The organism is Methylobacterium sp. J-068, from assembly GCF_022829445.1.
Lineage (GTDB): Bacteria > Pseudomonadota > Alphaproteobacteria > Rhizobiales > Beijerinckiaceae > Methylobacterium.
The window spans coordinates 130725-142610 of record NZ_JAKSXY010000070.1 but is presented as its reverse complement, the minus strand read 5'-3'; the positions used below and the strand labels follow the sequence as shown (position 1 = coordinate 142610).

13 protein-coding genes are annotated in these 11886 nt (G+C 70.8%); 6 read left to right on the top strand and 7 right to left on the bottom strand.

From position 1 onward, the window contains the following. A partial coding sequence (locus tag MKK54_RS10910; protein WP_244010808.1) for a winged helix-turn-helix domain-containing protein occupies positions 1-384 on the top strand: 384 nt, incomplete at its 5' end. Between the two features lie 325 nt (positions 385-709). On the opposite strand, the gene MKK54_RS10905 is transcribed toward MKK54_RS10910, so the two are convergent. The 6 genes from MKK54_RS10905 to chpT form a co-directional block, all read right to left on the bottom strand. Then, positions 710-1618, bottom strand: coding sequence for a CheR family methyltransferase (locus MKK54_RS10905; RefSeq protein WP_244010807.1), 909 nt, complete (start codon positions 1616-1618; stop codon positions 710-712). Beyond that, positions 1615-2805, bottom strand: a complete 1191-nt coding sequence (locus MKK54_RS10900; protein ID WP_244010806.1) for a chemotaxis response regulator protein-glutamate methylesterase — start codon at positions 2803-2805, stop codon at positions 1615-1617. The genes MKK54_RS10905 and MKK54_RS10900 overlap by 4 nt, the downstream gene beginning before the upstream one ends. 78 nt (positions 2806-2883) lie before the next feature. Continuing rightward, on the bottom strand, positions 2884-3267 hold the full coding sequence (locus MKK54_RS10895) for a PleD family two-component system response regulator (protein WP_244010805.1): 384 nt from the start codon (positions 3265-3267) through the stop codon (positions 2884-2886). Positions 3268-3290: 23 nt separating this feature from the next. Then, the gene (locus tag MKK54_RS10890; RefSeq protein WP_244010818.1) at positions 3291-3776 is read right to left on the bottom strand and encodes a chemotaxis protein CheW; all 486 of its coding nucleotides are present in this window, start codon (positions 3774-3776) and stop codon (positions 3291-3293) included. Positions 3777-3810: 34 nt separating this feature from the next. Beyond that, positions 3811-6513: a hybrid sensor histidine kinase/response regulator gene (locus MKK54_RS10885; RefSeq protein WP_244010804.1), complete on the bottom strand. Its 2703-nt coding sequence runs from the start codon at positions 6511-6513 to the stop codon at positions 3811-3813. Positions 6514-6663: 150 nt separating this feature from the next. Further along, the gene (gene chpT / locus MKK54_RS10880) at positions 6664-7398 is read right to left on the bottom strand and encodes a histidine phosphotransferase ChpT (protein ID WP_244010803.1); all 735 of its coding nucleotides are present in this window, start codon (positions 7396-7398) and stop codon (positions 6664-6666) included. Between the two features lie 144 nt (positions 7399-7542). Between chpT and MKK54_RS10875 the strand changes: the two genes are divergently transcribed. Continuing rightward, entirely contained in the window at positions 7543-8409 is an 867-nt protein-coding gene (locus MKK54_RS10875; protein WP_244010802.1) for a 3'(2'),5'-bisphosphate nucleotidase CysQ, read from the top strand. An 18-nt stretch (positions 8410-8427) separates the two neighbouring features. Here the strand turns inward: MKK54_RS10875 and MKK54_RS10870 are convergent, their stop codons facing one another. Next, positions 8428-8922 carry a hypothetical protein gene (locus MKK54_RS10870; protein ID WP_244010801.1) on the bottom strand — a complete coding sequence of 165 codons (495 nt, stop codon included), beginning with the start codon at positions 8920-8922 and terminating at the stop codon, positions 8428-8430. A gap of 200 nt (positions 8923-9122) precedes the next feature. Between MKK54_RS10870 and MKK54_RS10865 the strand changes: the two genes are divergently transcribed. The 4 genes from MKK54_RS10865 to lptM all read left to right on the top strand — a co-directional run bounded on the left by MKK54_RS10865 (position 9123) and on the right by lptM (position 11840). After that, complete coding sequence (locus tag MKK54_RS10865) at positions 9123-9758, top strand: DUF1134 domain-containing protein (protein ID WP_244010800.1); 636 nt, start codon at positions 9123-9125, stop codon at positions 9756-9758. A gap of 180 nt (positions 9759-9938) precedes the next feature. After that, positions 9939-10682: a hypothetical protein gene (locus MKK54_RS10860; protein WP_244010799.1), complete on the top strand. Its 744-nt coding sequence runs from the start codon at positions 9939-9941 to the stop codon at positions 10680-10682. 222 nt (positions 10683-10904) lie between these two features. Continuing rightward, positions 10905-11204 carry a 3',5'-cyclic-nucleotide phosphodiesterase gene (locus MKK54_RS10855; RefSeq protein WP_244010798.1) on the top strand — a complete coding sequence of 100 codons (300 nt, stop codon included), beginning with the start codon at positions 10905-10907 and terminating at the stop codon, positions 11202-11204. Between the two features lie 282 nt (positions 11205-11486). Beyond that, positions 11487-11840 (top strand): LPS translocon maturation chaperone LptM, encoded by a 354-nt coding sequence (lptM, locus tag MKK54_RS10850; protein WP_244010797.1) that lies wholly within the window; start codon positions 11487-11489, stop codon positions 11838-11840. Positions 11841-11886 lie beyond the last annotated feature (46 nt).

The window sequence follows — 11886 nt, the reverse complement described above, 5'->3', positions numbered from 1 at the left end:
GAACTCGTCGCCCGCATCCACGCGATCGTCCGCCGCTCGAAGGGTCACGCCCAGTCGGTGATCACCACCGGCGACCTGATCGTGAACCTCGACCAGAAGACCGTCGAGGTCTCGGGTTCGCGGGTCCACCTGACCGGCAAGGAGTACCAGATGTTGGAACTCCTCTCGCTGCGGAAGGGCACGACCCTGACCAAGGAGATGTTCCTCAACCATCTCTACGGCGGCATGGACGAGCCCGAGCTGAAGATCATCGACGTGTTCATCTGCAAGCTGCGCAAGAAGCTCGCCAACGCCTCCTCGGGCAAGAACTACATCGAGACCGTCTGGGGCCGCGGCTACGTGCTGCGCGAGCCCAACGAGGGCGAGGAACGCATCGCCGTCTGATCGACCCCCATCGGACCGGCGACGAAACGGCCCCGCGCGAGCGGGGCCTTTTTTTATCGACGCGACGGGTCGGCCGCACGGCGTGCTGCCGCATGGTCGTTCCCCATCGGTCGATCCTCCAAAGGGCACCGTCTTCCCCCGCACGGTCGCGGGCGCCCGCCGGGCGATCGGCCGCCGTCGATGCAGAGAGGGGCCAGGGCGCTCCTGGCCAAACGCGTCATCGGCCGCCGCCCCGGCCGGAATCTCGGCGCCCGCGGACGAGGTTCGTGACGTCGCGTCGAAGCGGCGGCAGGTCCTCCGGGGGCCGGACCCCCGGCGACGTCCCTTACAACCCCACGACGCGTCGTAAGGGAGGAATGCCGGCGGCGGGCAGGATCGGGGCGGCGGGGAGCGGACGGGCGGCCGGCGCCCGGGCGGCGGCACCACCGGCCTGGTTGTAGAGGCCCCGGTGCTGCGGGCTCGGGACCAGCCGGTCGGTCAGCCCGATCACGGTCTCGGCGGCGCCGAGCAGCAGGGCGCCGTCCGGCGCCAGGCTGGCGCTGAGGCGGCCAAGGACGTCGCCCTTGGTCGGCGCGTCGAAATAGATCAGCACGTTGCGGCAGTAGATGATGTCGAAGCTGCCGAGGGCGTCGAAGGGGTGCAGCAGGTTGAGGGGCCGGTAATCCACCATCTGCCGGAGGGGGGCCGAGATGCGCCACTGCTCGCCGACCTGCTCGAAATGCTTGATCAGCGCCTGCACCGGCAGGCCGCGCTGCACCTCGAAATGGCTGTAGAGCCCGGCCTTGGCCTTTTCCAGGACCTCGGTCGAGAGGTCGGTGGCGACGAGGTCGACGCTCCAGCCGGCGAGGCGCGGGGCGGCGTCGTTCAGCATCATCGCCAGGGAGTACGGCTCCTGGCCGGTCGAGGCGGCCGCGCACCAGATCCGAAGGCGGCGCTGGCTCGCGCGCCGGGCCATGGCCTCGGGCAGGAGAACGTCGCGGAACAGGTCGAAGGGCACGCGGTCGCGGAAGAAGAACGTCTCGTTGGTGGTCATGGCCTCCACCACCGCGCGCTCCATCGCGGTATCGCGGCCGCTCTTCAGGGCCGTCGCCAGGGCGCCGAGATCGGCGAGGTTGAAGCGGCGGCAGACCGGCCCGAGCCGACTCTCGACGAGGTAGCGCTTCTCGGCGCTGAGCGCGAGGCCCGAGCGGGTCTTGAGGTAGCTGCGCAGGAAGTCGAACTCGATGTCGGTCATGCGCCCTGCCCCGTCAGTAGATTGCGCAAGGCCGGGCCGATCTCGGCCAGCGGCAGGATCGCCTGGGCGAGGCCCGCCTTGGCGATGCTGCCGGGCATGCCCCAGACGGTGCTGGTCGCCTCGTCCTGCGCGAGGACGGCGCCGCCGGCCTCCGTGAGCGCGCGTGCGCCGCCGGTGCCGTCCGAGCCCATGCCGGTCAGCACCACCGAGAGCGTCGCGGGCCCGAAGATCGCCGCCGCGTCCTGAAACAGGACGTCCACGGCGGGCCGGCAGAAATTCACCACGGGCCCGTCGTGGAGCCGGATCGTGACGTCCTGGCGCTGACCCGCGAGACCCATGTGCCGTCCGCCGGGCGCCACGTAGATGCGCCCGGGCTGAAGGCGCTCGTCGGCCTTGCCCTCGGCCGCCGGCAGCCCGGTGCGGGCGCCGAGATGCTCGGCGAACACCGCGGTGAAGACCGGCGGCATGTGCTGCACGATGAGCACGGGGAACTGGCGCAGGGTCGGCGCGCCGATCTTCTCCAGCACTTCGCCGACCGCGCGGGGTCCGCCCGTGGACGCGCCGATCAGCAGGACGCGCGGCGGCACGCCGGTGCGGGATTTCGGGCGCAGCACCAGGGGCGACGTCGGCCGCAGGGCCGAGACCGGAGACGGGCTCTGTGTTCCCGGCACCGCCGACGCGGCGTAACCGGCTCCCGGAGCGCTCGAGGGGCCGCGCTTGCGGGCTCGTGCGGCCCCGAACACGCGGACTCGCTCGATCAGGTCGATGCGGAAGGCGTCCGAGGTGGTGACGCCGCGATTGCTCTCGGGCTTCGGGATGTAGTCCACGGCGCCGAGGGCGAGGCAACGCAGGGAGATGTCGGCGTTGCGCGTCGTCAGCGTCGACATCATGATGACCTGGACGCCCGGGCTCTTGGCGAGCAGCAGCGGCAGCGCCTGGGTGCCGTCCATCTCCGGCATGTCGATGTCGAGCAGGATCACGTCGGGTTCGTGGCGGGACATCGCCTCGAGGGCGATGCGGCCATTGGAGGCCGTGGCCACGACCTCGTGGCCGGCCTCCGCGACCCAGCGGGCGACGAGGCCGCGCACCACGGCCGAATCATCGGCGATCAGGACGCGGACACGTTGGCCCGCCGGAGCCGGCGGTGCCGCGCTCGGCGCGTAGGTCGGTGCGGTGACGGCCATCATGAATGTTCACGCTTCGAGCGACGCTGAGGACGGGTGAACACGGATGCGGGACCGATCGGGGGGCGGCCGCGTTCCGTGTCAGGCGGCGTCGGCTTCCGCGAGGAATCCGACCTGCGCGAGCTTCGCCGTGACGATGTCGCGGTCGAAGGGCTTCATGATGTACTCGTCCGCGCCCGCATGGAGCGCCCGCGCGATGGCGCCGACGTCGTTCTCGGTGGTGCAGAACAGCACCTTCGGCTTCTCGCCGCCCGGTGTCTTCCGCAACGCCCGGAGGAAGTCGTAGCCGTCCATGGTCGGCATGTTCCAGTCGAGCAGGATCGCGTCCGGCATCGTCTCGCCGCAGGCGGTCAGGGCCTTCTCGCCGTCCTCGGCCTCGCCGACCTGGAAGTTCATGGTCTCGAAGATGCGGCGCGCGACCTTCCGGATGACGGCGGAGTCGTCGACGATGAGGCAGGTTTTCATCGAACTCTTCTCCCTGCTCGGGTTCAGGCCGCGCCGGCGGTGCGTCGCTGCGTGTCGAAGGCGAGGAGCGCGTCGACGTCGAGGATGACGAGGAGGCGTCCGTCGAGGCGGTGGACCCCGAGCGTCAGGTCGCGCCAGCGGGCATCGAGGTTGATCGGCACCGGCTCGTGGGTGTCGGCGCCGAGCTTGAGCACCTCGCCGACGCCGTCGACGATGAGCGCGAAGGTCTCGCCGCCCTGCTCCAGGCCGATGGCCATCTGCGCGCCCTCCCCGGTGCGCGGCGCCATGCTGAGGCGCCGGCGCAGGCAGAGCGCCGTCACGACGCGACCGCGCAGGTTCAGCAGCCCGACGATCTCGGGGGGCGCCAGGGGCACGGGCGTGACGCCAGCGGGAATGAACACGTCGTGGACGCGGTCGATGGAGAGCCCGAACATCGTCTCGCCGACGAAGACGGTGACGAAATCGCGGGTGCCGATGGTCTCGGTGGCGTTGCTGTTGGCGGCCTGCATCATGGACGTCATCTCCGAAAGGGTGCGGGCCGGATCAGGCGGCGGCGGCGAGGCTGGCGACGTCGATCTCGGCCAGCGCCGAGATCAGGCCGCTGCGGTCGAACTTCGCCACGAGGTCGACGATGCCGAGGGTCCGGGCCCGCTCGATCGCCTCGGCCCCGATCGTGCCGGACAATCCGATCACCGGCAGGCCGGCCACGCGGCCCTCGACCTTGCGCATGGCGCTGACGAGGTCGAACCCGCTGCGCCCGGGCATTTCGAGGTCGCACACCACCACGTCGACGCGGGGGTTGGAGAGCAGCGTGGCCACCGCTTCGTCGGCGCTGGCGGCCGTGATGACGCTGTAGCCGGCGGCCTTGAGCACGGGGCTCAGCATGTCGCGGAAGAAGGCCGAGTCGTCGACGAGGAGCAGCGTGGAGCCGCGCTTGTCCGCCTTCTTCGGTCCGCGGGCCCAGTCGTCGTAGGCCAGCGGCAGGAAGTGGGCGATGTTGATGATCTCGGTCGCCCGGCCGCGCAGGACGGCGGAGCCGATGAGGTCGGAGCGGTCGGCGGAGATCTCCACATCGAGGCGCTCCTCGACGATGTCGACGATCTCGTCGACCACGAGGCCCATCGCCCGCTCGCCGTCCGAGAACACCACCAGGGCCTGGGTGCCGGAGGCGCGGATCTCGATCGACGGATCGGCGGGGACCAGCGGCATCAGGCGGCCGCGATACTGGATCAGCGGACGGCCCGCGACCCACTCGACCTTGGCCGATTCGATCTCCTCGAGGCGCGTCACCAGCGAGAGCGGCACCGCCTTGTAGCTGCCAGCACCCCCCTTGAAGACCAGGAGCGTCGCCTTGGCGTCGGCGGCTTCGGTCTCCTCGGCCTCGGCCTCCACCGGAATGGCGCCCGATTGCGAGCCCTGGCTGACCTGCTGGGCGATCCCGTTCGGGTCGACGATGAGCACCACGGCGCCGTCGCCCAGGATGGTGTTGCCGGCGAACAGCGGCAGGTGGCGCAGCTTCGAGGACATCGGCTTCACGACGATCTCCTCCGTGTGGAAGACCTCGTCGACGAGGATGCCGAAGCGCTGGCGCCCGACCTGGGCGACCACCACGAAGCCCGAATCCACCGCGTCCGCCTCCTGGTCCTGGCCGAGCACGCCCGTCAGGGTGACGATCGGCAGGAGGCGCTCGCGCAGGCGCAGGACCGGCGAGCCGTTGATGCGCTCGATCTTCTGGGCCGTCGCCTTGTCGACGCGCACGAGTTCGAGCACCGCCACCTGCGGCACCGCGAAGCGCTGCGCGCCGGCCTTGACGATGAGGGCGGCGATGATCGCCAGGGTCAGCGGGATCTTGATCGTGAAGGTGGTTCCGCGGCCGAGCTGCGTATTGATGTCGATGACGCCGCCGATCAGCTCGATGTTCGTCTTGACCACGTCCATGCCGACGCCGCGACCCGAGACCGAGGTGATCGCCGCGGCGGTCGAGAAGCCCGGGTGGAAAATGAACTTCGCCACCTGGGCGTCGGTCATCCGCTCCACCTCGGCCTGGCTCGCGACCTTGCGCTCCACGGCCTTGCGGCGGATGGCGGCGAGGTCGAGCCCCTTGCCGTCATCGGCGATCTCGATCGTGATCGTGCCGCCCTCGTGATAGGCGGAGAGCCGGATCGTGCCGCGCGCCGGCTTGCCGGCGGACTTGCGGTCGGCCGCCGACTCGATGCCGTGATCGGCCGAGTTGCGCACCATGTGGGTGAGCGGGTCCTTGATCACCTCCAGGACCTGGCGGTCGAGTTCGGTCTCGGCGCCGCTCATGACGAGCTCGATCTGCTTGCCGAGTTCCGACGACAGGTCGCGGACCACGCGCGGCAGCTTCTGCCAGGCGTTGCCGATGGGCTGCATGCGCGTCTTCATGACGCCTTCCTGCAGCTCGGCCGTCACGTGGCTGAGGCGCTGCAGCGGGACCTTGTAGGTCGAGTCGTCGTGCCGGCGGGCGATCTCGAGGAGCTGGTTGCGGGTCAGCACCAGCTCTGACACCATCGTCATGAGGTGTTCGAGGGTGTCGACGTTTACGCGGATCGTCTGGACCTTGGCGACGCCGCCCTCGCCCTCCTGGGCGGCGGGTGCTGCGGGCGCGTCAGCGCTCTTGGCGGGCTCGGGGCTCTTGGCGGGCTCAGGACTCTTGGCGGCCTCGTGAACCTTCGCGGGCTCCGGAGACGCCGGCTCGGGCGGAGCCGCAAGGGGCGCGTCGAACGGATCGGGACCTTCGGCCTCCATGAAGGCGCGCTCGAGATCCTCGAGGCTGACCTCGCCGGGCTTCAGCTCGCGCACGACCGGGTCCGGAAGCCGGATCTCGGCCACGGGGGCCGGGGGGGCGATCGGGGCCGAGGCCATCTGCTCCAGGGCGCCGATCAGGTCGTCGTCGCTGCCCGCGGGCTCGGTGCCGGTGGCTTCGAGGTCGGCAAGGATGGCCTTGAGCCGGTCCAGGGTGACGAGGATGAGGCTGACCGCCGGGCCGGTCACCGGCATGCCGTCGCGGAACTGCCCCATCAAGGTCTCGGCGGCATGCGCCAGCGCCTCGAGGCGCGGCAGTCCGAGGAAGCCGCAGGTGCCCTTGATAGTGTGGACGAGGCGGAAGATGTTCCTCAGGATCGTCTGGTTGTTGGGGTCCTGCTCGAACCGCACGAGTTCGGCATCGACCGTGTCGAGATGCTCCGCGCTCTCGGTCAGGAACTCACGCAACAAGTCGTCCATGAGAGGTACTCGGTCCGTACGCGCACTACAGTCTGTGCAGGTCGGACCTTGAACCAAACCGGTTAGGGAAGGGTTTCAGCGCCTCGGACAAAGTGGGAGACGCCGATAATATTTGACGAGGCTCCGCGACCGCCCAGCGCCGGAGCCGCCTCAGGCCAGGGCGGTGTCCGGCGGCTCGGAATCGGAGGGGCGGTCGTCCTCGGGGCCGGATCCCGTCGGCGCAGGCGCGTCCGGCATCGCGGCGGCGATCGGGGTCGACGCGATCGTCACGGTGTCGCCCTCGATCGAGAAGCGCACGTCCATGGCCGCCGCGCGGGCGACGAGGCCGGCATAGAACGGCAGGATGCCGTGGGCGTCGACGGTGCCGTTCTCGGGCGTGCCGGCGATCATCGCCTCCACGTGGGCCGGGATGCGCGCGTGCGAGCCCTTGCTCGTCAGGGTGAGGGTCGGCGCTTCGCCGTCGCCGCGCACCACCACGTCGATGAGGCCGCCGCGCGGGATCGCGCTCTGGGCGATCACCACGAGGTTGAGGAGCAGCTTGACCTTGTTCTTCGGGTAGAGGGCCTGCGGTGCGCTCCAGGTGAGCTGCGTCTTGTCGTCGGCGAACATGCCGCGCGAGACCTTCTCGGCGTCGGCCAGATCGATCGAGGCGCCGGCCGATCCGGCGGCCCCGAAGGCGATGCGGGCGAATTGCAGGCGGGCCGAAGCCTGGCGCGCGCTCTTGGCGATCAGCTCCAGCGCGAATTCGCGCATGGAGGCGTCGCTCTCGTCCTCGAGGACCTCCAGGCCGTTCACGATGGCGCCAACGGGGCTGATCACGTCGTGGCAGACGCGCGAGCACAGGAGGGCGGACAGGTCGAGGGCGTCGAGGTCGAGGGGGATCATGGTGCGCTCCGCGCAGGCGTTTTTCGGGGCCGCGTCCGGTCGTGAACGGAACCGATAGACGGCGCCGAATGCTTTGAAAAGCGTTAGGACCGCGCGTGTTCCGGGTCGACAAGGCCGGGCCGCACGGGCATCCTGGGCCACATCATGTCGATCGATGCGCCGACGCGCGACCGTATTGCGGCCACCCTGATGGAAATCGCCTGCCGGGCGGGCGAGATCCTGAAGAAGCATCACGGCGGCGACTGCCCGCACGTGCTGAAGCCGGATGGATCGCCCGCGAGCCAGGCCGACTCGGAATCCGAGGCCTTCATCATCGCCGAACTCGGGCGGCAATGGCCCGGTATCCCGGTGATCGCGGAGGAATCGTCCTACGACCAGCCGCCCGCCGCGCTGTTCTTCCTCGTCGACCCCCTCGACGGGACGCGCGACTTCCTGGCGGGAAACCCCGAATACAGCGTCAATATCGGCCTGATCGCCGGGGATCGGCCGATCGCCGCCGCTCTCGCGGCTCCCGGCCTCGGCCGGGTCTGGGGCGCGGGCGCGCAGGCCTTCGAGGCCGCCATCGTCTCCGGGCGCCTGGAGGCGAAGACGCCGATCGCCGTGCGGCCGATACCGGCCAAGGGGCTCGTCGCCCTGATGAGCAGCCGCCACGGCGACGTGGAGACCGATGCCTGCCTCGGGGCCCTGCGGGTGGGCGCCCTGCGCTCGGCCGCCTCCGCGCTGAAGTTCTGCCTCATCGCCTCCGGCGAGGCCGACATCTACGTCCGCTGCGGCCCGACGATGGAGTGGGACACGGCGGCCGGAGACCATATCCTCACCGTGGCGGGCGGTTGCGTCGTGGCGCCGGCCGGCCGGCCGATGACCTACGGGCACTACACCCGCAACTACCGCAACGGCCCCTTCGCGGCCCTGGGCGATCCCAGCTACGCCGCCAATCTCGCGCTGCCGGAGCGCTCCCCGACGGGGCGTTCGTCCGAGCGCCGCCAGCCGTCCGGCGAGAGCCGGATCTGAGACGGCCTCCGCGCGCGCCTATTCGAGAAAATCCCGATCGATCTGGTCGCGCAGATCCGGCCAGCGCGCCTCGGCTTGCGCGGCCAGGGCGGGATCGGCGATGAACCGCGCCCGGTGCTCGGCATTCCGCAGGAGGTAGAGCCGCTCGACCCCCTCGGCATCCGGGACCCTGGCGAAGACCAGCGGATCGGTGTCGACGAGGTGGCCGTCGAGGATGCCGAGGGGGTCGAAGCCGCCGAGGCGCGGCGCGTAGATCGATGGGGCGCGCCGGAACGCCTCCTCGTTCGCCATCCTGGCGAAGCGCCACGTCTTGCCGCGCCAGACCGCCTCGTGCGCCGCCAGACCGGGCTCGGGCCGCGCGACCTCGGAGTCGCCCAGGAAGTAGCTCACCGCGTCGAAGCCGTTCAGGGCGATCGGCCCCAGCGGCAGCGTATCCAGGCGCGCGGCCCGCACCGGCAGGCCGGCGAAGCCGGCCGCGACGAGGGGAAGCAGGTGACGGCGCGTTAACCACATGTTGCTTTGTTTCGCGTCATGTCCCGGAATGCGGATCGCCGGGTATCGGGGCGCACGGTCTCGGCCGGGGCCTGCCCCTACCTTCGATCGCCACGATGGCCCGCGCGTTCGTAGCGTGAAGGCGGTTAGCAGGATGCTACCGGCGGGCGGGCCGACGCTCGCGGGAACGAGCCGGCCGAAACCCGGAGGAGGAACGAGGCATGACGTCGAACACACGCGAAGCCCACCCCCTGCCCCGGCGCGCGCGCTCGCAACCCGCCGTGCCGAGCCGTCGCGCGGCGCTCGCGGGTCTCGGGGCGCTCCTGCTGCTCGGGGCCTCGCCCCGCGCCATCGCGGCGGCCGAGGGCCGGCCGGGAACGTTCCGGCCGCAGGAACTCGTCGACAACGGCCACCGCTTCTTCGGCTCGATGTCGCGCGGCCTCGCCCAACTGGTCGAGGAGGCGACGCGGCGCTGGGGCGAGCCGAACGGCTACCTCCTGGGCCAGGAGGCGTCCGGGGCCATCGTAGGCGGCGTCCGCTACGGCGAGGGCACGCTCTACACCCGCAATGCCGGACAGCGCCGGGTCTACTGGCAGGGACCCTCCATCGGCTTCGATGTCGGCGGGGACGGCGACCGGACCATGATGCTGATCTACAATCTCCGCAGCGTCTCGGACCTCTACCGCCGCTTCGGCGGCGTCGACGGCTCGGCTTATCTCGTCGGCGGCTTCGGCATGACGGCGGTGACCGCCGACGACATCGTGGTGGTTCCGATCCGCACCGGCGTCGGCGCCCGCCTCGGCATCAATGTCGGCTACCTCAAGTTTACCGACAAGCCGACCTGGAATCCGTTCTGAGCCGCGCGGAATCCGGCCACACCCCGCGAAACTCTCGTGGGCATGCCTTGCCCAACCGGCCCCGACATGGGCTAAACAGGAGGCTTCGGCGGACGGCGCGCGACGCGCTCGTCGTCGCCTCCTGAACCCGGTCCGTGACCCGGCGGTTTGAATGAGCGTGCCCGCGTGATCGAAACCGTGATGATTTTCGCGCTCGGCTTCCTGGCCGCGAGTCTCTTCGCCCTGCTTCTCCTGCCGGCCGTGAACGCGCGGGCCGCGCGCCTCTCCCAGCGCCGGATCGAGGCGCGCCTGCCCCTCTCCATCTCCGAGGTGGCCGCCGAGAAGGATTACCTGCGGGCGCAGTTCGCTGTGGCGCAGCGGCGACTGGAGCGAAAGGTGGAGGCGGTCAACGCCCATCGCCACGCGGATCTCGCCGCCATCGGTGCGCGCACCCTGGAGGCCGCCGCCCTGACCCGTACCGTCGAGTCGCGCGATGCGACCCTGAGCGAGCGCGAAGCCGTGATCGCGGCCACGCGCGAAACCTTGAGTTCCGTCGAGCGCGATCTCGCGACGGCGCGCCAGGACGCGGCGCTCGGCATCGCCACCCTCAAGGTGCTGGAAGAGGCGCATCGGGACGTGCTCGACGACCTGCTCGCGGCGCGCGACGCCCGCATGGGCCCCCCGATGGCCACCGGTGCGGGCGCGCCCGAGGCCGGCGACACCGTGACCGGGGTTCCCGACCTCACCGCGACGCTGGTGGCCGAGCGGGAGACCTTGCGCGCCAGTCTCGCCGCCGCCGAGGAGGCGCTGGCGCAGCTCATGGTCCGGCGCGAGGGGGAGGCCGCCGACCTGCGCCGGCGGATCTCCGACGTGGCCGACAGCCTGATGCAGCGCGAGCGCCTGCCGGCCGCCACCGCCTTCACCGTCCCGGCGCAGCCGAACTGATCGCCACGCGGCGATCCGTTCTCCGCACGACGTTCCTTCGGGTCCGTCCGTCCGAACGCCGGCGATGTGCGCCGGAATACGCCGGGCACGTTGCGCGGAGCCGGGAACGCGGCGTAGAAAGCGCCCCGACCATGCGGCGACCATCCGCGTGCCATGTTTCGACCATGTCGGCGCTGCATCGGGTCGCCCATTCCCTCTTTCCTGAGACGGACCGCGCCCCCCATGGCCCTTAAGCTTACGTCGCTTGCCTTCGTTCTCGCCGCCACGGCCTCGGTGGCGGCCACCCCCGTCCTGGCCCAGCCGGCCGCCCAGCCGCAGGGTGCCGCGGCGCCTCAGACCAAGCGCGGCAACGAGACCCTGAAGAAATACTGCACCGGCGACTACCTGACCTATTGCGGAAATTTGGCCACGGACGATCCGGCCCTGGACAAGTGCTTCCAGACCAACTGGACCAAGCTCTCCGAGAATTGCCGCCGGGCGATCGACGTCTACCAGAAGACGGACGCCAAGAAGAAGAGCTGAGACCGCGCGGCGCCTGAGCGAAGCCCGGATCCGCCGTCCCGAAGGGATCAACCGACGCGGACCTCGGCGAGCGTGCCTCGTCGGGGCATGCCCCATGGCGGGCATCTGCCGGACTTCGGTGACGCCGACCCGCGGGTCGCTCTTGCCCGGACGCGGCGGGATCACCGAGACACGGTCTGCGGCGCTCCGGCCACGCCGAGCGGGACAGTTCGCCGTCAGGCTCGCATCGCGGTGCCGCAACGGCTATGCTCGCGCCACCTTCGTGCCGGACCGCAAGCGTTGATGTTCCTCCGTTCCCGCCCCCTCTCGACGATCGCCGCGATCGGGTTCATCGCGCTCGCCGCCTCGGCCTGCGGCCGGCGCGGCGCGCTCGAGCCGCCGCCGGGTACGGAGGCCGCCCGCTCAGTGGCGCGGCCCGGAATGCCCGGACTGGCGAGCCCGCGCGCCCTCCCCGCGAGCGTCGGGATCGGCGGCGGCACCGCCGCGCCGGAACCCGACGCGGTTCGGGCGGGCGACGAACTCGACGCGCTGGCGGTGCCGGGCTCCGGCGCCGAGGCCCCGGTGAAGACCACGCGCGGGGCCAAGCGGGGCTACGTCATCCCGAAGCAGCCTTTCCTGCTCGACCCGCTCCTGTAGACACGGATTCCACCGTCCGTTCATGTTTCCGGTCGCGTGAGACGGG